This window comes from Agromyces sp. NPDC055658, assembly GCF_053618155.1.
On the sequence record NZ_JBSHHD010000035.1, the window covers coordinates 12,704 to 37,287 of the forward strand.

At 71.2% G+C, this 24,584-nt stretch carries 31 protein-coding genes; 30 read left to right on the top strand and 1 reads right to left on the bottom strand.

The features are described from left to right. Positions 1-12 precede the first annotated feature (12 nt). From rpsH to glmM, 21 genes are all read left to right on the top strand, one after another. On the top strand, positions 13-411 hold the full coding sequence (rpsH, locus tag ACWGPE_RS15290) for a 30S ribosomal protein S8 (protein ID WP_231430105.1): 399 nt from the start codon (positions 13-15) through the stop codon (positions 409-411). A 6-nt stretch (positions 412-417) separates the two neighbouring features. After that, positions 418-954 (top strand): 50S ribosomal protein L6, encoded by a 537-nt coding sequence (gene rplF, locus ACWGPE_RS15295; protein WP_231430106.1) that lies wholly within the window; start codon positions 418-420, stop codon positions 952-954. Between the two features lie 2 nt (positions 955-956). After that, complete coding sequence (gene rplR, locus ACWGPE_RS15300; protein WP_231430107.1) at positions 957-1,316, top strand: 50S ribosomal protein L18; 360 nt, start codon at positions 957-959, stop codon at positions 1,314-1,316. A gap of 14 nt (positions 1,317-1,330) precedes the next feature. Next, a complete protein-coding gene (gene rpsE, locus ACWGPE_RS15305) occupies positions 1,331-2,014 on the top strand; it encodes a 30S ribosomal protein S5 (protein WP_374201161.1) in 684 nt (227 codons plus the stop codon). Further along, entirely contained in the window at positions 2,014-2,199 is a 186-nt protein-coding gene (gene rpmD / locus ACWGPE_RS15310; RefSeq protein WP_022889741.1) for a 50S ribosomal protein L30, read from the top strand. Before rpsE ends, rpmD begins: the two co-directional genes overlap by 1 nt. Next, positions 2,199-2,864: a 50S ribosomal protein L15 gene (rplO, locus tag ACWGPE_RS15315; protein WP_231430108.1), complete on the top strand. Its 666-nt coding sequence runs from the start codon at positions 2,199-2,201 to the stop codon at positions 2,862-2,864. The genes rpmD and rplO overlap by 1 nt, the downstream gene beginning before the upstream one ends. Before the next feature lie 132 nt (positions 2,865-2,996). Beyond that, positions 2,997-4,322 (top strand): preprotein translocase subunit SecY, encoded by a 1,326-nt coding sequence (gene secY, locus ACWGPE_RS15320; protein WP_231430109.1) that lies wholly within the window; start codon positions 2,997-2,999, stop codon positions 4,320-4,322. Continuing rightward, a complete protein-coding gene (locus tag ACWGPE_RS15325) occupies positions 4,319-4,957 on the top strand; it encodes an adenylate kinase (protein ID WP_231430110.1) in 639 nt (212 codons plus the stop codon). Before secY ends, ACWGPE_RS15325 begins: the two co-directional genes overlap by 4 nt. A 5-nt stretch (positions 4,958-4,962) precedes the next feature. Further along, positions 4,963-5,790 (top strand): type I methionyl aminopeptidase, encoded by an 828-nt coding sequence (gene map, locus ACWGPE_RS15330; RefSeq protein ID WP_452049022.1) that lies wholly within the window; start codon positions 4,963-4,965, stop codon positions 5,788-5,790. Positions 5,791-5,879: 89 nt separating this feature from the next. After that, complete coding sequence (gene ptsP, locus ACWGPE_RS15335) at positions 5,880-7,541, top strand: phosphoenolpyruvate--protein phosphotransferase (RefSeq protein WP_231430111.1); 1,662 nt, start codon at positions 5,880-5,882, stop codon at positions 7,539-7,541. Positions 7,542-7,766: 225 nt separating this feature from the next. Next, positions 7,767-7,988 carry a translation initiation factor IF-1 gene (gene infA, locus ACWGPE_RS15340; protein ID WP_011186713.1) on the top strand — a complete coding sequence of 74 codons (222 nt, stop codon included), beginning with the start codon at positions 7,767-7,769 and terminating at the stop codon, positions 7,986-7,988. A 68-nt stretch (positions 7,989-8,056) separates the two neighbouring features. Beyond that, a complete protein-coding gene (gene rpmJ, locus ACWGPE_RS15345; RefSeq protein WP_056734976.1) occupies positions 8,057-8,170 on the top strand; it encodes a 50S ribosomal protein L36 in 114 nt (37 codons plus the stop codon). Between the two features lie 163 nt (positions 8,171-8,333). Further along, complete coding sequence (gene rpsM, locus ACWGPE_RS15350; RefSeq protein ID WP_231430112.1) at positions 8,334-8,714, top strand: 30S ribosomal protein S13; 381 nt, start codon at positions 8,334-8,336, stop codon at positions 8,712-8,714. Between the two features lie 32 nt (positions 8,715-8,746). Further along, the gene (gene rpsK, locus ACWGPE_RS15355) at positions 8,747-9,145 is read left to right on the top strand and encodes a 30S ribosomal protein S11 (protein WP_022889749.1); all 399 of its coding nucleotides are present in this window, start codon (positions 8,747-8,749) and stop codon (positions 9,143-9,145) included. A gap of 129 nt (positions 9,146-9,274) precedes the next feature. Next, complete coding sequence (locus tag ACWGPE_RS15360; RefSeq protein WP_204395444.1) at positions 9,275-10,261, top strand: DNA-directed RNA polymerase subunit alpha; 987 nt, start codon at positions 9,275-9,277, stop codon at positions 10,259-10,261. Positions 10,262-10,307: 46 nt separating this feature from the next. Continuing rightward, positions 10,308-10,862: a 50S ribosomal protein L17 gene (gene rplQ / locus ACWGPE_RS15365; protein WP_231430113.1), complete on the top strand. Its 555-nt coding sequence runs from the start codon at positions 10,308-10,310 to the stop codon at positions 10,860-10,862. Positions 10,863-11,011: 149 nt separating this feature from the next. Next, a complete protein-coding gene (locus ACWGPE_RS15370) occupies positions 11,012-12,310 on the top strand; it encodes an acyltransferase family protein (RefSeq protein WP_452049023.1) in 1,299 nt (432 codons plus the stop codon). Between the two features lie 147 nt (positions 12,311-12,457). Next, positions 12,458-13,354: a tRNA pseudouridine(38-40) synthase TruA gene (gene truA / locus ACWGPE_RS15375; RefSeq protein WP_231432275.1), complete on the top strand. Its 897-nt coding sequence runs from the start codon at positions 12,458-12,460 to the stop codon at positions 13,352-13,354. A gap of 171 nt (positions 13,355-13,525) precedes the next feature. After that, positions 13,526-13,972 (top strand): 50S ribosomal protein L13, encoded by a 447-nt coding sequence (gene rplM, locus ACWGPE_RS15380; protein ID WP_231430115.1) that lies wholly within the window; start codon positions 13,526-13,528, stop codon positions 13,970-13,972. A 44-nt stretch (positions 13,973-14,016) separates the two neighbouring features. Further along, positions 14,017-14,502: a 30S ribosomal protein S9 gene (gene rpsI, locus ACWGPE_RS15385; RefSeq protein WP_231430116.1), complete on the top strand. Its 486-nt coding sequence runs from the start codon at positions 14,017-14,019 to the stop codon at positions 14,500-14,502. A gap of 21 nt (positions 14,503-14,523) precedes the next feature. Then, complete coding sequence (gene glmM, locus ACWGPE_RS15390; RefSeq protein ID WP_231430117.1) at positions 14,524-15,885, top strand: phosphoglucosamine mutase; 1,362 nt, start codon at positions 14,524-14,526, stop codon at positions 15,883-15,885. A gap of 63 nt (positions 15,886-15,948) precedes the next feature. On the opposite strand, the gene coaA is transcribed toward glmM, so the two are convergent. After that, a complete protein-coding gene (coaA, locus tag ACWGPE_RS15395) occupies positions 15,949-16,905 on the bottom strand; it encodes a type I pantothenate kinase (protein ID WP_231430118.1) in 957 nt (318 codons plus the stop codon). Positions 16,906-16,992: 87 nt separating this feature from the next. Between coaA and glmS the strand changes: the two genes are divergently transcribed. From glmS to ACWGPE_RS15440, 9 genes are all read left to right on the top strand, one after another. After that, on the top strand, positions 16,993-18,843 hold the full coding sequence (gene glmS / locus ACWGPE_RS15400) for a glutamine--fructose-6-phosphate transaminase (isomerizing) (protein WP_231430119.1): 1,851 nt from the start codon (positions 16,993-16,995) through the stop codon (positions 18,841-18,843). Positions 18,844-18,862: 19 nt separating this feature from the next. After that, positions 18,863-19,225: a holo-ACP synthase gene (locus ACWGPE_RS15405; RefSeq protein WP_231430120.1), complete on the top strand. Its 363-nt coding sequence runs from the start codon at positions 18,863-18,865 to the stop codon at positions 19,223-19,225. After that, positions 19,222-20,430: an alanine racemase gene (gene alr / locus ACWGPE_RS15410; protein WP_231430121.1), complete on the top strand. Its 1,209-nt coding sequence runs from the start codon at positions 19,222-19,224 to the stop codon at positions 20,428-20,430. The genes ACWGPE_RS15405 and alr overlap by 4 nt, the downstream gene beginning before the upstream one ends. Positions 20,431-20,462: 32 nt before the next feature. Then, positions 20,463-20,918, top strand: coding sequence for a tRNA (adenosine(37)-N6)-threonylcarbamoyltransferase complex ATPase subunit type 1 TsaE (gene tsaE / locus ACWGPE_RS15415; protein ID WP_231432276.1), 456 nt, complete (start codon positions 20,463-20,465; stop codon positions 20,916-20,918). Positions 20,919-20,927: 9 nt separating this feature from the next. Then, the gene (gene tsaB, locus ACWGPE_RS15420) at positions 20,928-21,563 is read left to right on the top strand and encodes a tRNA (adenosine(37)-N6)-threonylcarbamoyltransferase complex dimerization subunit type 1 TsaB (protein WP_376931534.1); all 636 of its coding nucleotides are present in this window, start codon (positions 20,928-20,930) and stop codon (positions 21,561-21,563) included. Positions 21,564-21,571: 8 nt separating this feature from the next. Then, positions 21,572-22,159: a GNAT family N-acetyltransferase gene (locus ACWGPE_RS15425; RefSeq protein ID WP_231430123.1), complete on the top strand. Its 588-nt coding sequence runs from the start codon at positions 21,572-21,574 to the stop codon at positions 22,157-22,159. Then, complete coding sequence (gene tsaD, locus ACWGPE_RS15430) at positions 22,156-23,211, top strand: tRNA (adenosine(37)-N6)-threonylcarbamoyltransferase complex transferase subunit TsaD (protein WP_231430124.1); 1,056 nt, start codon at positions 22,156-22,158, stop codon at positions 23,209-23,211. The genes ACWGPE_RS15425 and tsaD overlap by 4 nt, the downstream gene beginning before the upstream one ends. A gap of 137 nt (positions 23,212-23,348) precedes the next feature. Then, entirely contained in the window at positions 23,349-23,765 is a 417-nt protein-coding gene (locus ACWGPE_RS15435; protein ID WP_452049024.1) for a DUF4190 domain-containing protein, read from the top strand. Between the two features lie 34 nt (positions 23,766-23,799). Continuing rightward, positions 23,800-24,507 (top strand): DUF4190 domain-containing protein, encoded by a 708-nt coding sequence (locus ACWGPE_RS15440; protein WP_231430126.1) that lies wholly within the window; start codon positions 23,800-23,802, stop codon positions 24,505-24,507. Positions 24,508-24,584 lie beyond the last annotated feature (77 nt).

Sequence of the window (24,584 nt, forward strand, 5' to 3'; positions counted from 1 at the left end):
GAACGAATCGTCATGACGATGACCGACCCGGTCGCTGACATGCTGACCCGTCTGCGGAACGCGAACTCCGCACACCACGACTCCGTGTCGATGCCCCACTCGAAGCTCAAGGGCCACATCGCCGAGATCCTCAAGACCGAGGGCTACATCGCCGACTTCGAGGTCGCCGACGCTCGCGTGGGCAAGACCCTCACGCTGAAGCTCAAGTTCGGCCCGAACCGCGAGCGCTCGATCGCCGGTATCAAGCGCGTCTCGAAGCCCGGCCTCCGCGTCTACGCGAAGTCGACCGAGCTGCCCAAGGTGCTCGGCGGCCTCGGCGTCGCGATCCTGTCCACTTCCAGCGGTCTGCTCACCGACCGCCAGGCCGAGAAGAAGGGCGTGGGTGGGGAAGTCCTCGCCTACGTGTGGTAATCAGCTATGTCGCGTATTGGACGACTTCCCATCGACATCCCCGCCGGCGTCACCGTGACGATCGACGGCCAGGATGTGACCGTCAAGGGCCCGAAGGGTGAGCTCGCGCTCACCGTCGCCGCTCCCATCGTGGCCAAGGTCGAGGACAACCAGGTCGTCGTGACCCGTCCCGACGACGAGCGCGCGTCGCGCTCGCTGCACGGCCTGACCCGCACGCTCATCGCCAACGACATCATCGGCGTGACCCAGGGCTACGCCAAGGGCCTCGAGATCGTCGGCACCGGTTACCGCGTCGCGCAGAAGGGCAGCGCCGTCGAGTTCGCGCTCGGCTTCTCGCACCCGGTGACCGTCGAGGCGCCCGCCGGGATCACCCTGACCGTCGAGGGCAACAACAAGCTCACGGTCGCGGGTATCTCGAAGCAGGCCGTCGGCGAGACCGCCGCCAACATCCGCAAGATCAAGAAGCCCGAGCCGTACAAGGGCAAGGGCATCCGCTACGCCGGCGAGGTCGTGCGTCGCAAGGCCGGAAAGGCTGGTAAGTAATCATGGCCGTGAAGAGCAAGACGGCTTCGCGTTCGCGTCGCCACACCCGCCTTCGCAAGAAGATCGTCGGCACGGAGGTCCGCCCCCGTCTCGTCGTCACCCGTTCGGCCCGCCACGTCTTCGTGCAGGTCGTCGACGACGCCAAGGGCCACACCCTCGCGTCGGCGTCGACCATGGAGGCCGACCTCCGCGCGTTCGACGGTGACAAGACCGCCAAGGCCAAGAAGGTCGGCGAGCTGGTCGCCGAGCGCGCCAAGCAGGCCGGCGTCGAGGCGGTCGTGTTCGACCGCGGCGGCAACAAGTACGCCGGTCGCGTCGCCGCGATCGCCGATGGAGCGCGAGAGGCAGGGCTGAGCCTGTGAGCGAGAACAGCAATGTGAAGGAGCCCGAGGTGACTGCAGAGGCACCCGTCGAGACGGCTGCGGCTTCGGAGCCGGCCCGCAACGAGCGCGACTCGCGCCGTGGTGGCCGCGACCGCAACCAGGGCGGCCGCGACCGCGGCGGCCGCGACGCCGAGAAGAGCCAGTTCCTCGAGCGCGTCGTCACCATCAACCGCGTGTCGAAGGTCGTCAAGGGCGGCCGTCGCTTCAGCTTCACGGCGCTCGTCGTCGTGGGTGACGGCAACGGTCTCGTCGGCGTCGGCTACGGCAAGGCGCGCGAGGTCCCGACGGCGATCTCGAAGGGCGTCGAGGAGGCGAAGAAGAACTTCTTCCGCGTCCCGCGCGTCGGCACCACCATCCCGCACCCCGTGCAGGGCGAGGCCGCTGCCGGCGTCGTGCTCCTGCGTCCGGCTTCGCCCGGTACCGGTGTCATCGCCGGTGGTCCGGTGCGCGCCGTGCTCGAGTGCGCCGGCATCCACGACGTGCTGTCGAAGTCGCTCGGCTCGTCGAACACGATCAACATCGTGCACGCCACGGTCGAGTCGCTCAAGCAGCTCGAGGAGCCGCGTGCCGTCGCCGCCCGTCGTGGTCTCGACTACGACGAGGTCGCCCCGGCGCGCCTCATCCGTGCCGAGGCACAGGCGGCCGAGGCCGCTGCAGCAGCGAAGGCAGGTGCCTGATGGCCAAGCAGCTCAAGGTGACCCAGATCAAGTCCAAGGTGAGCGAGAAGCAGTACCAGCGTGACACGCTGCGCAGCCTCGGGCTCAAGCGAATCGGCCAGTCGGTCGTGCGTGAGGACACCCCGCAGAACCGCGGGTACGTCAACACCGTCGCTCACCTCGTGAAGGTTGAGGAGATTGACTAATGGCTGACGAGAAGAACGTCGCCGAGGAGACCCCGAAGAAGGCTCCGGCCAAGAAGGCGCCCGCCAAGGCGGCTGCCGAGAAGGCCCCGGCCGAGAAGGCTCCTGCGAAGAAGGCTCCGGCGAAGGCCGCTGCCGCGAAGTCCGACAGCGCTGCGGCCGAGAAGGCCCCTGCGAAGAAGGCTCCCGCGAAGAAGGCGGCCCCCAAGGCCGACGTCGCGGAGAAGCGCGAGCAGGTCCTGAAGGTGCACCACCTGCGCCCGGCGCCCGGCGCCAAGAAGGACAAGACCCGCGTCGGTCGCGGTGAGGGTTCGAAGGGCAAGACCGCCGGTCGCGGCACCAAGGGCACGAAGGCCCGCAACACGGTGCGCCCCGGCTTCGAGGGCGGCCAGCTTCCGTACCACATGCGTGCGCCGAAGCTCCGCGGCTTCAAGAACCCCTTCCGCGTCGAGTACCAGGTCGTCAACCTGGACAAGCTCGCCGAGCTCTACCCGAAGGGCGGAGACGTCACCGTCGCCGACCTCGTCGAGAAGGGTGCGGTCCGCAAGAACGAGCGCGTCAAGGTGCTCGGCAACGGCGACCTGCAGGTGAAGCTCAACGTGGCCGTCGACAAGGTCTCCGGCTCGGCCGAGCAGAAGATCGTCGCCGCCGGCGGCTCGGTCAAGTAAGACCGGACTCACGATTGGTTCGAGCCAGTCGGGACCTCGCGTAGGATTAGCGGGGTCTCGACTGGCTCGAGTCGTATACGAACGAACTCCGCGTGCCGCACCGGCGCCTAGCGCGGAGCAACAGGAGGACGAGTGTTCAACGCCATCGGGCGGATCTTCCGCACGCCGGATCTTCGCCGCAAGCTCGGGTTCACGCTGGGCATCGTGGCCCTGTTCCGGCTCGGATCCTTCATCCCCGCGCCGTTCGTCGACTTCGGCAACGTGCAGCAGTGCCTCGCGGCCAATGCCGCCGCAGGCGCGACGGGCCTCTACGACCTCGTGAACCTGTTCTCGGGCGGTGCGCTGCTGCAGCTCTCGGTCTTCGCGCTCGGCATCATGCCGTACATCACCGCGTCGATCATCGTGCAGCTGCTCCGCGTCGTGATCCCCCACTTCGAGACCCTCTACAAGGAGGGCCAGGCGGGCCAGGGCAAGCTCACGCAGTACACCCGCTACCTCACGATCGCCCTCGGCGTCCTGCAGTCGACGACGCTCATCACGGTCGCCCGCTCCGGCGCGCTCTTCCCGACGGCCGACCCGGCGTGCTCCGCCCTCATCACGAACGACGCCTGGTACGCGATCCTCCTGATGGTGATCACGATGACCGCCGGTACGGGCCTCATCATGTGGATGGGTGAGCTCATCACCGAGCGCGGCATCGGCAACGGCATGTCGCTCCTCATCTTCACGTCGATCGCCGCCCAGTTCCCCGGCTCGCTCTGGGCCATCGGCATCGCCCGCGGTTGGGACGTCTTCGCGATCGTCATCCTCGTCGGACTCGCGATCGTCGTCGCGGTCGTCTTCGTCGAGCAATCGCAACGGCGCATCCCGGTGCAGTACGCGAAGCGCATGGTCGGCCGCCGCACCTACGGCGGCAACAACACCTACATCCCGATCAAGGTCAACATGGCCGGCGTCGTGCCCGTCATCTTCGCCTCGTCGCTGCTGTACCTGCCGGCGCTCATCGCGCAGTTCAACCAGGCGAAGCAGGGCGAGGACCCCCAGGCCTGGGTCGTGTGGATCACGAACTACCTGACCAAGGGCGACCACCCGCTCTACATGCTGCTCTACTTCCTGCTCATCGTCGGGTTCACCTACTTCTACGTCGCGATTACCTTCAACCCCGACGAGGTGTCGGAGAACATGAAGAAGTACGGCGGGTTCATCCCGGGCATCCGTGCCGGCCGTCCGACCGCCGAATACCTCGACTACGTGCTCACGCGCATCACCGCGCCGGGTTCGATCTACCTCGGCCTCATCGCCCTCATCCCGCTCATCGCGTTCTCGATGGTCGGCGCGAACCAGAACTTCCCGTTCGGCGGCGCGTCCATCCTGATCATCGTCGGCGTCGGGCTCGAGACGGTGAAGCAGATCGACGCCCAGCTCCAGCAGCGACACTACGAAGGACTTCTCCGATGACGCCGACCTCCGCGAGCGGGGCCGCCGCGACCTCGGCCCGTTTCCTGATCGTCGGACCGCAGGGCTCCGGCAAGGGCACGCAGGGCGTGCTCGTCGCCGCCGCCTTCGGCGTGCCCCAGGTCGCCACGGGCGACATCTTCCGCGCGAACGTCGCGGGCGGCACCGAGCTCGGCAAGCGGGTCCAGGCGATCATCGAGGCGGGCGACCTGGTGCCAGACGCGCTCACGAGCGAGCTCGTGCGCGACCGGCTCCAGCAGCCCGATGCCTCGGCCGGGTTCCTCCTCGACGGCTACCCGCGCAATCGGGGCCAGGTCGACGACCTCGACGAGTTCCTCGCCTCGCGCGGCGAATCGCTCGACGCCGTCATCGAACTCGAGGTGCCGCGCGACGAGTCGATCAAGCGCATCCACCAGCGCGCCGTCGAGCAGGGCCGCACGGACGACACCGAAGAGGTGATCGCCAACCGTCTCGCGATCTACGAGCGCGAGACCGCGCCGATCCTCGACGTGTACCGTGCACGGGGGCTCGTCCTCCGCATCGACGGCGTCGGCGCCCTCGCCGACGTCACGGCGCGCATCTTCGAGGCGCTCGCGGCACGGGGGCTCGCTCCGCGCCACCCGGGCGCCGCGGCCTGAGCGCGGTGTTCCGCCGCTCGATCTACAAGTCGCCGACCGATCTCCGCGCGATGGTCGCGGCCGGCCGGGCGACGGCCGACGCCCTCGCCGAGGCCCGACGCCGCGTCGTGCCGGGGGCGACGGGGCTCGAACTCGACGCCGCCGCCGAGCGGGCGATCGTCGCGGCCGGCGGCAGATCGAACTTCAAGCTCGTGCCGGGGTACCGGCACACGCTGTGCGTCTCGGTGAACGACGACATCGTGCACGGCATCCCGGGTGATCGCCCGTTCCGCGCCGGCGACCTGGTGTCGGTCGACGGCGGAGCCGACGTGGGCGGCTGGAACGGCGACTCGGCGTTCAGCCTGGTCATCCCCGATCCCGCCCGGCCCGAGATCGTGGCGGCGCGCGAGGAGCTCTCGCGGGTGACCGAGGCCGCGCTGTGGCACGGCATCGCGGCGCTCGCCCGGGCATCGCACCTCAACGAGGTGGGCGCCGCGATCGAGGAGTACGTCACGGGCGAGGGCGACTACGGCATCCTCACCGATTACGTCGGCCACGGCATCGGTCGTCAGATGCACGAGGAGCCGCCGGTGTTCAACTACCGGGTCGATCGCAAGGGGCCCGCGGTGAAGCCCGGCCTCGTCGTCGCGATCGAGCCGATGCTCGTCGCGGGCGCCGTCGACACGTTCGTGCGCGACGACGACTGGACGGTGACGACCGCCGACGGCGCCGATGCCGCCCACTGGGAGCACAGCGTCGCGGTGCACGCGGGCGGGATCTGGGTGCTCACCGCGGAGGACGGCGGCGCAGCGGGCCTGGGCCCGTTCGGCATCGTTCCGGCGCCGATCGCCTGATCGCCGGAGCCTCCGCGCGCACTGCGGGATAGGGTGAACGGGGGAGCGCTTCGCGCGGCCCCCGACGACTCGAACCGGGGGTTCTGCAGATGGAGATCATCGGGACGGGCATCGGTCGAGGGGTCGCAGTCGGCCCGGTCGCCCGGATGGCGCCGCCGCAGCCCGAACCGTCGTCGGCGCCGAGCGCGATCGGCGCGGACGACGAGCTCGCTCGGGCCGAGGCCGCCGCAGCGGCGGTCGCCGCCGAGCTCCGTCGTCGCTCAGCGGATACGACCGGCGCCGCCCACGACGTGCTCGAGGCGCAGGCGCTCATCCTGGAGGACCCGGCCGTGCACGCGAGCGTCACCGAGCGCCTCGCCGCCGGGATCACGGCCGAACGCGCCGTCTTCGACGCGTTCGCGGGCTATCGCGACCTGCTCGCGGGCATGGGGGGCTATCTCGCGGAACGGGCGAACGACCTCGAAGACCTCGCGCAGCGCGTGATCGCGGAGCTGCACGATGTTCCGGCGCCCGGCGTACCCGACCCCGGGCATCCGTTCGTGCTCGTCGCCCATGATCTCGCGCCCGCCGACACCGCCACGCTCGATCTCGACCGGGTGCTCGCCATCGTGACCGTCGAGGGCGGCCCGACCTCGCACACGGCGATCCTCGCGCGGGAGAAGGGGCTCGTCGCCGTGGTGGGTGCCGCCGGCGCCGCCGGGCTCGTCGACGGCGAGACGGTCGTCGTCGACGCCGATGCCGGACGGGTCACGCGCGAGCCCGACGCGGTCGCGCTCGAGGCGGCCTCCGAACGGCGCGCGCGGCTCGCCGAAGAGGCCGACGCCCCCGTCGGCCCCGGGCGCCTCGCCGACGGCACGGCCGTGCTGCTGCAGGCGAACCTCGGCGACCCGTCGGGCGCGGCGGAGGCCCTCCGGCTGGGAGCGGAGGGGGTGGGCCTCTTCCGTACCGAGTTCCTCTTCCTCGACGCCGAGCGTGCGCCGTCGCGAGTCGCGCAGCAGGCGGCGTACGAAGCGCTCTTCGCCGCGTTCGAGGGGCAACGCGTCGTCGTGCGGGTGCTCGACGCCGGCGCCGACAAGCCGTTGGCCTTCCTCGGCATCCGGCACGAGGCCAATCCGGCGCTCGGGGTGCGCGGAATCCGCGCGCTGCGACAGGCGGAGCCCGTGCTGCGCGACCAGCTCGCGGCCCTCGGCGCAGCGGCCGCCGGGCACACGGTCGACCTCAGGGTGATGGCGCCGATGGTCGCGACGGCCGAGGAGGCGAGGTACTTCGCAGACCTCGTCCGCGAGGCCGGGCTGCCGTCGGCGGGTGTGATGATCGAGGTGCCGGCGGCGGCGCTCGCCGCGCGGCACGTGCTCGCCGCCGTCGACTTCGCCTCGATCGGCACCAACGACCTGACCCAGTACACGATGGCCGCCGACCGCGAGCTCGCGGGTGCCGCCGAACTGCAGGACCCGTGGCACCCGGCGGTGCTCCGGCTCATCGGCGAGGTCGGCGAGGCCGGTGCCGCGCTCGGCCGACCGATCGGCGTGTGCGGCGAGGCCGCCGCAGATCCGCTCCTCGCCGTCGTGCTCGTCGGCCTCGGGGCCACGAGCCTGTCGATGTCGGCCTCGGCGCTCGCCGGCGTACGGGCGGGCCTCGCGCGGGTGACCGCCTCCGACGCGCGGCGGATCGCGCGCGCCGCACTCGTCGCGGAGGACGCCCGGGCCGCCCGGGCCGCAGCCGCCGACGAGGCGGCGTACACGCGCGATTGAGCCGCTGCCGCGGCATCCGAGGTCGTTCTGGCCGGGTCCCGGCCCGTCGGGTGCGCCTCGACTGGCGAAACCGGCGGAAATGTCCTAAAGTTGACCCTTGGTGTTCTGCCCGCCTGCCTCGGCGTGCCCGACGACCGGCCCTGCGGCCGGAACGCGGTCGCCCGGGGCCTCGTGTGCAGCATCATCGCACGACCAGCATCCCCAACTCCAAGCGATAGTGAGGCTATGGCCAAGAAAGACGGCGTCATCGAGATCGAAGGCTCGGTCATCGAGGCACTCCCGAACGCGATGTTCCGGGTGGAACTGACCAACGGGCACAAGGTCCTCGCGCACATCTCAGGAAAGATGCGCCAGCACTACATCCGCATCCTCCCCGAGGACCGCGTGATCGTGGAGCTGAGCCCGTACGACCTGACGCGCGGCCGCATCGTCTACCGCTACAAGTAAGGGCTGCTGGAAAGTAACGGCCCGCGGCACCCCGCGGGTACGAGGACAGCGATCCAAGAGGAACCACTGTGAAGGTCAACCCCAGCGTCAAGCGCATCTGCGACAAGTGCAAGGTCATCCGCCGCCACGGCCGCGTGATGGTCATCTGCGAGAACCCGCGCCACAAGCAGCGCCAGGGCTAGTCGCGAGACGCCGGGGCGTGCCCGCGTGCGCGCCCCGGAGCACACAACTGAACACCGAATCGGCACTGCCAGAACCCGCTCCGTGCGGGGGACACCTCGGGACGGAGGCCCGGGCACCGGCAGTGCTCCACACCTCCACTTCGAAAACAGGAGAAGCCACAACATGGCACGTCTGGCAGGAGTCGACATCCCGCGCGAGAAGCGCGTGGAGATCGCACTGACGTACATCTACGGCGTCGGCCGCACTCGCGCGCTGACGACCCTCGCGGAGACCGGCATCGACGGCAACATCCGCGTGAAGGACCTCACCGACGACCAGCTCGTCGCCCTCCGCGACTACATCGAGGGCAACTTCAAGGTCGAGGGCGACCTCCGCCGCGAGGTGGCCGCCGACATCCGCCGCAAGGTCGAGATCGGCTCGTACGAGGGTCTGCGCCACCGCCGGGGCCTCCCGGTCCGCGGTCAGCGCACCAAGACCAACGCTCGCACCCGCAAGGGCCCGAAGCGCACCGTCGCCGGCAAGAAGAAGCCCGGCCGCAAGTAACCGCTCGTCGCCAGATCTAGGAGATTTCACACATGGCAGCACCCAAGGCGGCTACTCGCAAGCCGCGCAAGAAGGAAAAGAAGAACATCGCCGTGGGCCAGGCCCACATCAAGTCGACGTTCAACAACACGATCGTCTCGATCACCGACACCAACGGTGCCGTGATCAGCTGGGCCTCCTCCGGCGGCGTCGGCTTCAAGGGCTCGCGCAAGTCGACCCCGTTCGCCGCGCAGCTCGCCGCCGAGTCGGCCGCGCGCCAGGCGCAGGAGCACGGCATGAAGAAGGTCGACGTGTTCGTCAAGGGCCCCGGCTCGGGCCGTGAGACCGCGATCCGCTCGCTCCAGGCCGCGGGCCTCGAGGTCGGCAGCATCAACGACGTGACGCCGCAGGCGCACAACGGCTGCCGCCCGCCGAAGCGCCGCCGCGTCTAACTCCTCCACGCCGCGAGGTCGGCCGGAACGCGCGTTCCGGCCGACCACGCGGCATCCGTTCTCTCACAACTCAAGATCCTCGACCTCGCAGGTGTCATATAGCGGACACCCTGCCGAAAGGAATCAACAGTGCTGATCGCACAGCGCCCGACGCTCACCGAAGAGAACATCTCGGAGTTCCGTTCGCGTTTCGTGATCGAGCCCCTCGAGCCGGGCTTCGGTTACACCCTCGGCAACTCGCTTCGCCGTACCCTCCTCTCCTCGATCCCCGGCGCGGCCGTGACGAGCATCCGCATCGACGGCGTGCTGCACGAGTTCTCGACGGTGCCCGGGGTGAAGGAGGACGTCACCGAGATCATCCTCAACATCAAGAACCTGGTCGTCTCCAGCGAGCACGACGAGCCCATCACCGCGTACCTGCGCAAGCAGGGTGCCGGTGAGGTCACCGCCGCCGACATCTCGGCTCCGGCCGGCGTCGAGGTGCACAACCCCGAGCTCGTCATCGCGACGCTCAACGACTCGGCGAAGTTCGAGCTCGAGCTCACGATCGAGCGCGGCCGCGGCTACGTCTCGGCTTCGCAGAACCGCAACGAGTACTCGGAGGCCGGCCAGATTCCGGTCGACTCGATCTACTCGCCGGTGCTCAAGGTCACCTACCGCGTCGAGGCCACCCGTGCCGGCGAGCGCACCGACTTCGACCGCCTCGTGGTCGACGTCGAGACGAAGCCGGCGATCTCGCCGCGCGACGCCATCGCCTCGGCCGGTCGCACCCTCACCGAGCTGTTCGGCCTCGCGCGCGAGCTGAACACCGCGGCCGAGGGCATCGAGATCGGCCCCGCGCCGGTCGACGCCGTGCTCTCGAGCGAGCTCTCGATCCCGATCGAGGACCTCGACCTGTCGGTGCGCAGCTACAACTGCCTGAAGCGCGAGGGCATCAACACGGTGTCGGAGCTCGTCGCCCTCAGCGAGTCGCAGCTCATGAACATCCGCAACTTCGGTCAGAAGTCGGTCGACGAGGTCAAGGACAAGCTCACCGAGATGGGCCTGTCGCTGAAGGACTCGGTTCCCGGCTTCGACGGCGCCCACTTCTACACGGGCTTCGACGACGAGAACTAGGCCGCAGCGCCTGCCCGACCCCCTCACTACCTGGAGATAACGAACCATGCCGAAGCCCACCAAGGGCCCCCGCCTCGGAGGCGGACCCGCGCACGAGCGACTGATGCTCGCGAACCTCGCGGCTGCGCTCTTCACGCACAAGAGCATCACCACCACCGAGACCAAGGCCAAGCGGCTCCGCCCGCTCGCCGAGCGCCTCGTCACCTTCGCGAAGCGCGGCGACCTGCACGCCCGCCGTCGCGTGCTCGCCGTGATCGGCGACAAGGCCGTCGTGCACGAGCTGTTCGCGGTCATCGCGCCGCAGGTCGCCGACCGTGAGGGCGGCTACACCCGCATCACGAAGATCGGCAACCGCAAGGGCGACAACGCGCCCATGGCGGTCATCGAGCTCGTGCTCGAGCCGGTCGTGAAGAAGCAGCGCGCCGCCAAGCCGGCCGCCGCCGCGCCGGTCGTCGACGAGGCGCCCGCCGCTGACGAGACCGCTGCCGACGAGGTCGTGACCGAGGCCGAGGCCGCGGTCGACGAGGCCGCCGGCGCCGAGGCGTCGGAGGAGTCGGCCGAGGCTCCCGCCGAGGAGACCGAGGCGGCCGAGGCCAAGTAGCCTCGCCCAGCACCGACGACGGGCCCCTGTGCATTGCGCACAGGGGCCCGTTCGCATCTGTGCCACAATCGTCGTCGCGAGCGGATGGACCGGCTCGCCGAGGGCCGGGCCGCCGAACGCGCGGCCGCCGTCGAGACGGAAGGAACGGCGTGCGCGCACCGGTGCGGATCCCCGAGGACCGCGACCTCTCGATCGACTTCGCCCGTGCGATGTGCCTCCCCGTCGTCGTCGTCGTGCACGCCATGCAGATGGGCACCGGCGGTGACCCGCTTCGCGCGTTCAACGCGCTCGACGGCTTCGAGCCGCTCGCCTGGGCGACCTGGCCGCTCATGATCATGCCGGTGTTCTTCATCTGCGGCGGGTTCGCGTCGATCACGCAGTGGCGTCGCCTGCGAGGGCACGGCGAGACCGTCGCGCACTACATCAGGGTGCGGGCGGTGCGCCTCGCGCAGCCCGTCGTCTCGGTGACCGCGGCCGTCGGCCTCGTGCTCGCGCTCATGCTCGCATCCGGCGCCGACCCCGGGTTCGTGCAGGGCTTCGCCCTGCGGCTCGCCGAGCCGCTCTGGTTCATCCCCGTCTACCTCATCTGCACCGCGCTGGTGCCGGTGATGTCGTGGCTGCACCGGCACGCGCCATGGCCGACGTACCTCGGCCTCGCCGGTGCCGCGGCGGTCGTCGATGCGTCGACCCGCGGCGCGGGCCTGCCGCTCGGCGCACTCAACTGGGTCTTCGTCTGGCTGTTCGCGCAGCAGCTCGGCTTCGGGCTGCGCGACGGCTGGTTCGCCCGTCGGTCGCCGTGGCTGCTCGCGGGCCTCGCGATCGGTGCCTACGGGTTCATCGGCGTACTCGTCGCCGGGTTCGGCTACTCGCACGACATGCTCGACAACCTCAACCCGCCGAGCGTCGCGATCCTCGCCCTCGCGCTCGGCCAGGTCTGCCTGTTCGCCCTGCTCCAGCCGGCGATCAGGCGGTTCGTCGGACACCGGGCCGTGCTCGGGCTCGTCTTCGTGTTCGGCGTGTACGGCATGGTCATCTATCTCTGGCACACCTTCGCGATGGCCGTCGTCACGGCCGCCCAGCTCACGATCGGCCTGCCCTTCCCGCCCGTGCTGTCGCCGACGTGGTGGGCGACGCGGCCGTTGTGGATCCTCGCGATCGCCATCGTGATCGCCGGATGCTGCCTCGTCGTGCCGAAGCTCGAGGCGCACTGGCCGGCGCCGGTCGAACGACGGACGCCCCTCGTGATGGTGGTGACCTGGGCGCTCTGCGCGGTCGCCGGCGTGGGCGTGTTCCTGACGATGGGCTACGTGCCGCTGGTGCACGGCCTGCTGGGCTGGTCGCTGGTGACGCTCGCGGTGATCGCCCTCATCGTCGGAGGGCCCGGGCCGCGCGCGCCGCGCCCCCGCGCCGACGAGGTCGACGCGGTCGCCGCCGCGGCGCGCGCCTAGGCTGGCGGTATGGTCACGAGCGAGGCGGATGCCGCGGGCACGGCGCCCGCCCCGGCGAACGGAGTGCTGTCCGAGGCCGGCCGGACGCCGGCCGGCGGCTCGGCCGAGGCATCCCCGATCGCCGTGACCGGCAGCGCGGACGAGACGGTGCGCATCCGGCTCGGCATCGCGTACGACGGCACCGACTTCAAGGGCTGGGCGGCGCAACCCCGGCTGCGCACGGTGCAGGGCACGCTCGAGGCCGCGCTCGCGACGCTCTTCCGCCGCGAGCGGGTGCTGCCCCGGCTGACGGTCGCGGGGCGCACCGACGCGGGCGTGCATGCGCTCGGCCAGGTCGCGCACCTCGATGTGCCCGCGGGGGCGCTCTCCGCCGTCACGCGGCCCCGGCGAGGGGAGGCGTCGAGCGGCGTCGCCGACGACCCGGCGGCGGTGCTGCTCCGCCGGCTGACCGGCATCCTCGGCTCCGCCGACGCCGACGTCGTCATCACGCATGCCGAGACCGCGCCTGCCGGGTTCGACGCGCGCTTCTCGGCCGTCTGGCGACGCTACGAGTACCGCATCGCCGACGGCGCGACGCTGCGCGACCCGCTGACGCGCAACCGCACCGTCTGGTTTCCGCGCACGCTCGACGTCGACGCGATGGACCGGGCGGCGACGCGACTGCTCGGTCTCCACGACTTCGCCGCGTTCTGCAAGCCGCGCGAGGAGGCGACGACGATCCGCACGCTGCAGGCCTACGGCTGGAGCCGTGGGGAAGGCGGCGTGCTCGTCGCCACGCTGCAGGCCGACGCGTTCTGCCATTCGATGGTGCGGGCGCTCGTCGGCGCGTGCGTCGCGGTGGGGGAGGGCAAGCTCGCCGACGACGACCCCGAGCGGCTGCTCGCCGCGGCCGAGCGCACGAGCGCCTTCAAGGTGATGCCGGCGAAGGGGTTGGTGCTCACCGAGGTCGGCTACCCCGGCGACCACGAACTCGAGGCCCGGGCCGCGCAGACGCGGGCGCGCCGGGAACTGCACGTGAGCGGCATCCCGGACCTCGTCGAATGAGGCGCGGATTCTGCAACGCGGGCCGAAGCTGGTAAGCTCTCCCTTTGGTGCCGCACTCTGCGGCGGTACCCGATGTTGAGCCCTCCACCGAGGCGTTCGCGCGCATCGCGCCCGAACACCCCACGGAGTGGGATTCACGAACCCCTCACTCGATCAGAAAGCAGCACTTCCGTGACGCGCACCTACACCCCGAAGTCGAACGAGATCCAGCGCGACTGGGTCGTCATCGACGCGACCGACATCGTGCTCGGTCGTCTCGCGAGCCACTCCGCAGCCCTGCTGCGCGGCAAGCACAAGCCGATCTTCGCCAACCACGTCGACACCGGCGACTTCGTCATCATCGTCAACGCCGAGAAGGTGGCCCTCACGGGCCAGAAGCTCGAGCAGAAGAAGGCGTACCGCCACTCGGGCTACCCGGGCGGCCTCAAGGCCGTCGGCTACGCCGAGCTCCTCGAGAAGAACCCCGTCCGCGCCGTCGAGAAGGCGATCCGCGGCATGCTCCCGAAGAACTCGCTCGGCCGCCAGCAGCTCAAGAAGCTGAAGGTCTACGCCGGCCCGGAGCACCCGCACGCGGCTCAGCAGCCGAAGCCGTACACCCTCACCCAGGTCGCCCAGTAAGCCCGGCGCACTCGACCTTCTCGAACTAAGGATTCACAACCACCATGGCGAAGATCGCAGACCAGATCGACCAGGCTCCTGAGAGCTACACGACCGAGAGCGCCCCGGCGGCTGCTCCGGCGGCCCCCCGCCCCGTCCTCAACGTCTCGGGCGCGGCCGTCGGCCGCCGCAAGCAGGCCATCGCCCGCGTGCGCGTCGTCCCGGGCGCCGGCACCATCACGGTGAACGGCCGCGAGTTCGCGGACTACTTCCCGAACAAGCTCCACCAGCAGCTCATCACCGACCCGTTCACCGTGCTCGAGCTCGCGGGCTCGTACGACGTGATCGCCCGCATCACCGGCGGCGGCCCCTCGGGCCAGGCCGGCGCGCTGCGCCTCGCGATCGCGCGTGCGCTCAACGAGATCGACCGCGAGAACAACCGTCCGACCCTCAAGAAGGCCGGCTTCCTCACGCGTGACGCCCGCGTCATCGAGCGCAAGAAGGCCGGTCTCAAGAAGGCCCGCAAGGCTCCCCAGTTCTCGAAGCGCTAAGTCTTCGGCGAGCCTTTCCGCATGCCTCGGCTTTTCGGAACCGACGGGGTCCGGGGCCTGGCCAACCGTGAACTCACGGCTGACCTGGCCCTGGGCCTCTCCCAGGCGGCTGCCGCCGTCCTCACGCAGGGGCGCCACGCCGACGAGAACCGTGCGGCGGGCAGGCGTCCCGTCGCCGTCGTCGCGCGCGATCCCCGCGTCTCCGGTGAGTTCCTCACCGCAGCGGTCGCGGCCGGCCTCGCGAGCTCCGGCGTCGACGTGCTCGACGCCGGGGTCATCCCGACGCCGGCGACGGCCTTCCTCATCGACTCGATCAAGGCCGACTTCGGCGTCATGATCTCGGCGTCGCACAACCCGGCGCCCGACAACGGCATCAAGTTCTTCTCCTACGGCGGCACGAAGCTGCCCGACGAGGTCGAGGACCGCATCGAGTCGTACCTCGGCAAGCAGAAGCTCGCGCCGGTCGGTGACGGCGTCGGTCGCATCCGCCGCTTCGCCGACGCAGAGGACCGCTACGTCGTGCACCTGCTCGGCACGCTGCCGAACCGGCTGGACGGCATCAAGGTCGTGCTCGACTGCGCCCACGGCGCAGCGGCGGGCGTCTCTCCCGAGACGTTCAAGGACGCCGGCGCCGAAGTCATCGTCATCGGCGCCGACCCCGACGGCATCAACATCAACGACGGCGTCGGTTCGACCCATCTCGACAAGCTGCAGGCCGCCGTGCTCGCGCACGGCGCCGACGTCGGCATCGCGCACGACGGCGACGCCGACCGCTGCCTGGCCGTCGACGCCGCAGGTGAGATCGTCGACGGCGACCGCATCATGGCGATCCTCGCGCTCTCGATGAAGGAGCGCGGCAAGCTCACCGACGACACGCTCGTCGTCACGGTCATGTCGAACCTCGGGCTCAAGCGTGCGATGGCCGAGCACGGCATCCGCATCGTCGAGACGAAGGTCGGTGACCGGTACGTGCTCGAGGCGCTCGCGGCGCACGGGCTCTCCCTCGGCGGCGAGCAGTCGGGCCACGTCATCATGAGCGAGTACGCGACGACCGGCGACGGCGTGCTGACCGGCCTCCACCTGGTGGCCGAGATGGCGCGCACGGGCAAGTCGCTCGCCGAGCTCGCGTCGGTGATGACGGTCTACCCGCAGGTGCTCGTGAACGTGCGCGGGGTCGACCACCACGCGCTCGGCGCGAACGACGGCGTCGCCGCGGCGGTCGAGGCCGCAGAGGCCGAGCTCGGCGACTCGGGTCGCGTGCTGCTGCGCCCGTCGGGCACCGAGCCGATGGTGCGGGTCATGGTCGAGGCGTCCGAGCAGTCGATCGCCGAGCGGCACGCGGCCGCCCTGGCCGAGGTCGTGAAGTCGGAGCTCGCGCTGTAGCGCCGTACGCACCGCAGAATCGCCCGCGTCCCGCACGGGAGCGGGCGATTCGCGTCTGCGCCCTCAGAGCTTGCGCAGGAGCACGCTCGACACGGTGTGGTCGGCGCTCTTGCGCAGCACGAGCGAGGCGCGCGAGCGCGTCGGCCTGATGTTCTGCAGCAGGTTCGGCTCGTTGATCGAATGCCAGATCTCGCGCGCTCGGTGGCGCGCCTCCTCCTCGGTCAGCGACGCGAAGCGGTGGAAGTACGAGCGCGGGTTCGCGAACGCCCCGCGCTGGAGCTTCAGGAAGCGCTCCTCGTACCAGCGCGCGATGTCGCTCGTGCGCGCATCGACGTAGATCGTGAAGTCGAACAGGTCGCTGACCGCGAGCCGGTGCCCGGGGCCGGGCGGCTGAAGCACGTTCAGCCCCTCGACGATGAGCACGTCGGGGCGGCGCACGGTGACCTGCGCGTCGGGCACGATGTCGTAGGCCAGGTGGGAGTAGAAGGGCGCCCGCACCTCGGCGGCGCCGGCCTTCACCTCGCTCACGAAGCGCAGCAGCGCGCGCCGGTCGTACGACTCGGGGAAGCCCTTCCGGGCCATGAGCCCGCGTCGTTCGAGTTCGGCGTTGGGGAAGAGGAACCCGTCGGTCGTGACGAGCTCGACGCGGGGCGTGTGCTCCCAGCGTGCGAGGAGCTCGCGCAGGAGGCGCGCGATCGTCGACTTCCCGACGGCGACCGATCCGGCGACGCCGATCACGAACGGCGTCGGCTCGGCGCGTTCGCGCAGGAACTCGCTCGTGACCTTGTGCAGCGACTTCGTGCCGCCGACGTAGAGGTTCAGCAGCCGGCTGAGCGGCAGGTAGACCTCGGCCACCTCGGTCGGGTCGAGCGGCTCGCCGAGGCCCCTGAGCTTCACGAGCTCGGTCTCGTGCAGAGGCGACGGCATCGACGGTGCGAGCGCCGCCCAGTCGGACCGATCGAGCTCGATGAACGGCGAGATCTGCGCAGCATGCGACGACGAACTCTGCGGATCCGGCACCGTGCCAGTGTAATGCGCGCCCGAGCGAGGACTCCCCGCCCACCCCTCCGGGAATTCATGCAGCCGCGCGCCAGTAGAATCGCCCCCATGTGTGGAATCGTCGGATACGTCGGAGAGCGCAACAGCCTCGACGTCCTCATGGGTGGCCTGCGCCGCCTCGAATACCGTGGCTACGACTCGGCGGGGGTGGCGGTCGTCGACGACGACGGTGCCATCGAGACCGCGAAGCGGGCCGGCAAGCTCAAGGTCCTCGCCGACGAGCTCGAGCGCAACCCGCTGCACCACGGCGGCACGGGCATCGGGCACACGCGCTGGGCGACGCACGGCGGACCGACCGACCGCAACGCGCACCCGCACCTCGGCGATGAAGGGCGGCTCGCGCTCATCCACAACGGCATCATCGAGAACTTCGCCGACCTCAAGGACGAACTGCTCGCCGAGGGCTACGCGTTCGAGTCCGAGACCGACACCGAGGTCGCGGCCGTGCTCCTCGGCCGCGAGTACCGCGCGGCCGGCGACCTGCGCACGGCGTTCCGCAACACGGTCTCGCGTCTCGAGGGCGCGTTCACGCTGCTCGCCGTGCACCGCGCCGAGCCCGGCGTCGTCGTGGGCGCCCGCCGCAACTCGCCGCTCGTGATCGGTCTCGGCGAGGGCGAGAACTTCCTCGGCTCCGACGTCGCCGCGTTCGTCGAGTTCACGAAGCGCGCCGTCGCGATCGGCCAGGACCAGATCGTCGCGATCACCGCCGACGAGGTCGTCGTGACCGACTTCGACGGGGAGCCGGTCGAGGTCGAGGCCTTCGAGGTCGCCTGGGACGCCTCGGCGGCCGAGAAGGGCGGCTGGTCGTCGTTCATGCGCAAGGAGGTGTCGGAGCAGCCCGAGGCGGTCGCCAACACCCTCCGCGGCCGCATCGTCGACGGTGCCGTCGTGATCCCCGAGCTCGAGTCGTTCGACGACGACGAGCTCCGCGGCATCCGTCGCATCACCGTCATCGCGTGCGGCACCGCGTCGTACGCCGGCATGGTCGCGAAGTACGCGATCGAGCAGTGGGCGCGCATTCCCGTCGAGATCGAGTTGAGCCACGAGTTCCGCTATCGCGAGCCGGTGCTCGACGCCGACACGCTCGTGGTCTCGATCAGCCAGTCGGGCGAGACCATGGACACGCTCATGGCGGTCAAGTACGCCCGTGAGCAGGGCGCCCGCACGATCTCGATCTGCAACACGCAGGGCGCGACGATCCCGCGCGAGTCCGACGCGGTCGTCTACACGCACGCCGGACCCGAGGTCGCGGTCGCGTCGACGAAGGCCTTCGTCGCCCAGATCGCGGCGCTCTACCTGTTCGGCCTCCACCTCGCCCGCGTGCGCGGAACGCTCGACGCCGAGGCCATCGCGGAGCAGCTCGCCGAGCTCTCGGCGGTGCCCGAGAAGCTCGAGCAGGTGCTCGGCGAGGCCGAGAAGGTCACGCAGCTCGCGCACTGGATGGCCGACACCCGTTCGGTGCTCTTCCTCGGGCGCCACGTCGGCTACCCGATCGCCCTCGAGGGCGCGCTGAAGCTCAAGGAGCTCGCGTACATCCACGCAGAGGGCTTCGCCGCGGGCGAGCTCAAGCACGGCCCGATCGCGCTCATCGAGCCCGGCCAGCCCGTCTTCGTGGTCGTGCCGAGCCCGCGCGGCTCCGCGAACCTGCACCCGAAGGTCGTCTCGAACATCCAGGAGATCCGCGCCCGCGGCGCCCGCGTCATCGCGATCGCCGAGGCCGGCGACGCCGCGGTGCTGCCGTTCGCCGACGAGGTGCTGCGCATCCCGCTGGCCGCGCCGCTCTTCGAGCCGCTCCTCGCCGTCGTCCCGCTGCAGATCTTCGCCATGGAGCTCTCGCAGGCGAAGGGCCTCGACGTCGACCAGCCGCGCAACCTCGCCAAGTCGGTGACGGTCGAGTGACGCAGGGCGCGGGGGCCGAGTGATCGCCGGCATCGGCATCGACGTGGTCGACATCGAGCGCTTCGAGCGCTCGATCGCCCGGACCCCCGCGCTCGTCGAGCGCCTGTTCGCCGAGAGCGAACGCAGTCGGCCGCCGCGATCGCTCGCGGCCCGCTTCGCCGCGAAGGAGGCGCTCATCAAGGCACTCGGCGGTCACGCGGTCATCCGCTGGCACGACATGCGCATCGTCCAGGACGTCGAGGGCAACCCCGACTTCGAGCTCTCGGGCGCGCTCGCCGCGCACGTCGCCGCACTCGGCATCGACCGCGTGCACCTGTCGATGAGCCACGATGCCGGCATCGCGAGCGCGTTCGTCGTGCTCGAGGCGGTGAGCGGCCGATGAGCGAGCAGGATGCCTCGGCCCGTGCCGCCGGCGGGGCGCACGCGTCTCGCGCGTCGCACCCGTTCCGCGAGGCCCGGGTCGACCTCGACGCGATCACGGCCAACGTCCGCGTGATCGCCGAACGCGTCGCACCCGCCGAGATCGTGGCCGTCGTGAAGGCCGACGCGTACGGGCACGGCGCCGTCGAGGCGGCCCGCGCCGCGCTCGCGGGCGGAGCGACGCGGCTGGGCGTCGCCGACCTCGAGGAGGCCTTCGAACTCCGCGACGCCGGCATCGACGCGCCGATCGTCGCATGGCTGCACGACCCCGACGCCGACTTCGCCTCGGCGATCCGGGCCGACATCGAGATCGGCGTCTCGAGTCTCGCCCAGCTCGAGCGGGTGGCCGCCGCCGCCCCCGAGGCTGCGGCGCACGTGCACCTCAAGATCGACACCGGCCTCAGCCGCAACGGGGTGCCCGAGGCGGAGTGGCCCGTCGTCGTCGCCCGTGCGGCCGAACTCGAACAGGCCGGGCGCCTCGGTGTGGCCGGCGTCTTCAGCCACTTCGCGAACACGTCGCGCGAGGTGGACGCCGACCAGCTCGCGGCCTTCGGGCGCGCGCTCGCCGTGGCCGAGGCCGCGGGACTCACCGGCCGGCTGCGCCATATCGCGTCGAGCGAGCAGGCGCTGCGCGACCCGGCCTCCCGCTACGACGCCGTGCGGATCGGCATCGGCCTCTACGGGCTCACCCCCTTCGGCGACGGCACGACGTCGGCCGACCTCGGGCTCACCCCGGCGATGACCCTCCGTGCGAAGGTCGCGGCCGTGCGCCGCGTCGCCGCCGGCACGGGGGCCTCCTACGCCCACATCTGGCACGCCGACGCCGAGACCACCCTCGCGCTCGTGCCGCTCGGCTACGCCGACGGCATTCCCCGGCAGGCGTCGGGGCAGGGCGCCGAGGTGCTCATCGGCGGCCGTCGCCGCCCCGTGGTCGGCCGCATCGCGATGGACCAGTTCATCGTCGACGCCGGCGACGCACCCGTCGCGGTGGGCGACGAGGTCGTCGTCTTCGGCGACCCGGCGACCGGCGCGCCGACCGCGGACGAGTGGGGCGCCGCGGCCGGCACCATCGGCTACGAGATCGTCACCCGCATCGGCCCGCGCGTGCCGCGCCGCTACACGGGCGGCCCGCGCACGGTGCCCTGGCCCGAGGCCGAAGACCTGTGAGCCGCACGATCGAGATCGCCGACGCGGACGCCATGGAGGAGCTCGGCCGTCGCCTCGGCGCCGCGCTGCGCGCCGGCGACCTCGTCGTGCTCACGGGGCCGCTCGGCGCGGGCAAGACCACCCTCACGCGCGGCATCGGCGAGGGCCTCGGCGTACGCGGCCCGGTGCAGAGCCCGACCTTCGTGCTCGCCCGCACTCACCCGAGCCTCGTCGACGGCCCGCCGCTCGTGCACGTCGACGCCTACCGCCTCGGCAGCGCCGAGCTCGTCGAGGACCTCGACCTCGACTTCGACCGATCGGTCGTGGTCGTCGAGTGGGGCGCCGGACTCGTCGAGGAAGCCGGCGACGCGTGGCTCGAGGTCGTGATCGAGCGCCCGACCGGCGCGAAGTCGCCGGGCGACGCCGAGCCCGAGGCATCCGACCTCGACGGCGACGAGCCGCGCACCGTCACCCTCACCGGGCCCCTCCTCGCCCGTCTCCCGAATTAGGCTTGAGGCATGCTGCTTGCGATCGACACGTCGACCGGCACGAGTGTCGCGGTGGTCGATCGAGACCGTGCGACCAACGAGCTGCGAACGCTGGCGGAGGTCGGCACCGACGACACCATGCGCCACGCCGAGGTGATCGGGGGCTTCATCCGCGACGCGCTCGCCGAGGCGGGGGTCGAACCCGCACGGCTCTCGGGCGTCGCCGGCGGCATGGGGCCGGGACCGTTCACGGGCCTGCGCGTCGGCATCGCCGCGGCGCACGCCTTCGCGCTCGGCATCGACCGGCCGTTCGTGCCCGTGCCGAGCCACGACGCGATCGCCTGGAGCCGCTACACCGCCGGCGACGAGGGCCCGCTCCAGGTCGTCACCGACGCGAGGCGGCGCGAATACGCGATCTCCGAATACGACGGCCTCGACGCCGACGGGCTGCCCGTGCGCCGCAGCGGGCCGGGGCTCGTGCCCCGCGACGCGCTGCCCGAGCCGCGGGGCCTCCGGTTCGAGGCGGCGGTCGTGTCGGCCGCCGCCGTCGGCGCGCTCGCCGAACTCGCGTTCGCGGCACGACGGCTGCCGCTCACCGGCGACGCCCCGCTCTACCTGCGCGCCCCCGACGTGACCCCCTCCGCCGGAAAGCGGGTGCTGAGGTGAGCGTCTTCATGCGACGGGCACGGACCACCGACCTCGAGGCGATCATGCAGCTCGAACGGGCGACGTTCACCGACGACGCCTGGCCCGAGGAGGCCATGCTGCGCGAGATCGAGAGCCCGCACGGGTACTACCTCGTCGCGGTCGACGACGAGGTCGCGAACCGTGCCGCAGGCGACGGCGAGCGCTCCGGCGACGACCACTCCGACGACGACGTGGATGCCTCGTGGCCGCCGCTGCTCGGCTACGCCGGCCTGCTCGCACCGCGGGGCGGCGATCAGGGCGACATCCAGACGATCGCGGTCGACCCGGCCGCGCGGGGCGTGGGCCTCGGCCGCGGGCTCATGCACGCGCTCATCACGGAATCGCGCCGACGCGGCATCGCGCAGCTCTTCCTCGAGGTCCGTGCCGACAACCCCGTCGCGCGCGCCCTCTACGACTCGCTCGGCTTCGTGCAGATCGGCGTCCGCCCGCGGTACTACCGCAACGGCGTCGACGCCGTGCTCATGCGGCTCGACGTGCCGCCGGCGGTGACGCGCCCCGCGAGCGACGCCCCCGAAGGTGCTCGACCCGCCAGACCTGCCGGAGGCGCCCGATGAACACCCGCGAACCGCTCGTCCTCGGCATCGAGACGTCGTGCGACGAGACCGGGGTCGGCATCGTTCGGGGCGACGCCCTGCTCGCGAACGTCATCGCCTCATCGATGGAGGAGCACGCCCGCTACGGCGGCGTCGTGCCGGAGGTCGCCGCACGCGCCCACCTCGAGGCGCTCGGCCCCACCATCAGGGCGGCGCTCGCCGAGGCATCCGTCGACCTCGACGACCTCGACGCCGTGGCCGTGACGAGCGGTCCCGGCCTCGCCGGCGCGCTCATGGTCGGGGTCGGCGCGGCGAAGGCCCTCGCCATCTCGAAGGGCCTGCCGATCTACGCCGTCAACCACCTCGTGGGGCACGTCGGCGCCGACCTGCTCGATTCCGCAGATCCGCTCGAGACGCCGACGGTGGCGCTCCTCGTCTCCGGAGGGCACACGTCGCTGCTCCTCGTACGCGACCTCGTCTCCGATGTGGAGCTGCTCGGCGAGACCATCGACGACGCCGCGGGGGAGGCGTTCGACAAGGTCGCCCGCGTGCTCGGACTGCCCTACCCGGGCGGCCCCGAGATCGACCGGGCGGCCATGGGCGGCGACCCCGACGCGATTCGCTTCCCGCGCGGGCTGACGCGACCGAAGGACCTCGTCGCGCATCGCTGGGACTTCAGCTTCTCCGGTCTGAAGACCGCGGTCGCCCGCTGGGTCGAGCAGCGCGAGGCCGCCGGCGAGGCCGTGCCGATGGCCGACGTCGCGGCGAGCTTCCGCGAAGCGGTCGTCGACGTGCTCGTCTCGAAGGCGATCGACGCCTGCACCGAGCTCGGCGTGCCGCGGCTGCTGCTCGGCGGCGGCGTCATCGCGAACGCGAGGCTCCGCGAGGTCGCGAGCGAGCGGGCGGATGCCTCGGGCATCGCGCTGCGCATCCCGCCGCTGTCGCTCTGCACCGACAACGGTGCGATGATCGCGGCGCTCGGCGCGCAGCTCGTGATGGCCGGCCATGCGCCGTCGGGACTCGGCTTCGGAGCCGACTCGACGCTGCCCGTGACCGAGATCCAGGTCGACTGACGCAAGAATCCTGTGCGCGAGGGGGCTTGCGCGATAGTGTGGGGGCGAAACGACCCGGGTCGTCGACATCCGTCGCGCCCGGAGCGCCTGCCGAACCGGCATGAGCGCATCACACACAGCATCGAGGGGAAACCACAGTGACCGACCCGAACCTTCCCGAGCAGCCCGCAGGCCAGCCCGCCGCCCAGCCTGTTCCGCCCGCTCCGGCAGCTCCCGCAGCACCGGCCGCGCCGGCCTACGGCGCGCCCGCCGCACCGGCGGCGCCCGCGTACGCCGCGCCCGCTGCGCCGTCGAAGGTGCTCAGCATCCTCTCGCTCGTCGCCGGCATCATCGGCGTGATCGGCGCCTGGTTCTACTTCGGCATCCTGCTCTCGGTCGCTGCGATCGTCCTCGGCTTCATCGCCAAGAAGAAGGAGCCGCAGTCGAAGGGCATGTGGCTGACCGGCATCATCCTCGGTTTCGTCGGCATCGCGCTCTTCATCATCGCGATCATCCTCGCGATCATCGCGTACGCGTACCTCGCGACCGTCAGCTCGACCATCGACAGCTACTGAGCCGACTGACTCGGCTCACCGAATGGGGGAAGAAATGACCGACCCGAAGAATCCCGACGAGGTGCCAGAGACCCCCGAGGTCCCCGGCGCGCCGGTGGAGCCCGAGGTGCCGAACGTTCCCGAGCCCGACCTGCCCGCCCCGGCGGAGCCAGGTATCCCCGGCGAGCCCGAGCCGGTCGTGCCGGTCGACGCCGCCGCGGCCGGGCCCGAGGTGCCGAGCGCACCCGAGCCCCCCGCGGCGCCCGAACCGCCGGCGGCTCCCGAGCCGCCGGCACCCCCGGCACCGCCCGTGTACGGTGCAGGCGAGACGACGGCGCCGCCCGCCTACGGTGCGACGACGCCTCCGCCTCCGCCGAACGCGTACGGTGCCCCGGCACCGCAGCCCGGCTACGGCGGGCCCGCAGGCGGTGCGCCCGCGTATGCGGCGCCCGCGTACGGCGCCGCGCCCGCCAAGAAGACGCCTGTGCTCAGCCTCATCTCGCTGATCGCCGGCATCGTGGGACTCGTCGGCTTCGCCGTCGTGTTCCTGCCCTTCATCGGCGGCGTGCTCCAGCTGTTCATCCCGGGCGCCGCCGTGGTGCTCGGTTTCCTCGGCAAGAGCAAGGAGCCGCAGGCCAAGGGCATGTGGCTCACCGGCATCATCCTCGGCTTCGTCGGCATCGCGATCGCGCTGCTGTCGTTCGTGCTCTGGGGTGTGTTCTTCTCGACGGTCCCGTCGTACGACTACGACTACGACTACTGAGCGACGAGATGACCGAACGCGAGGGGGCTTCGCCGAACGGCGAGGCCCCCGACCGCTTTCCGGCTCCGCCCGTGCCG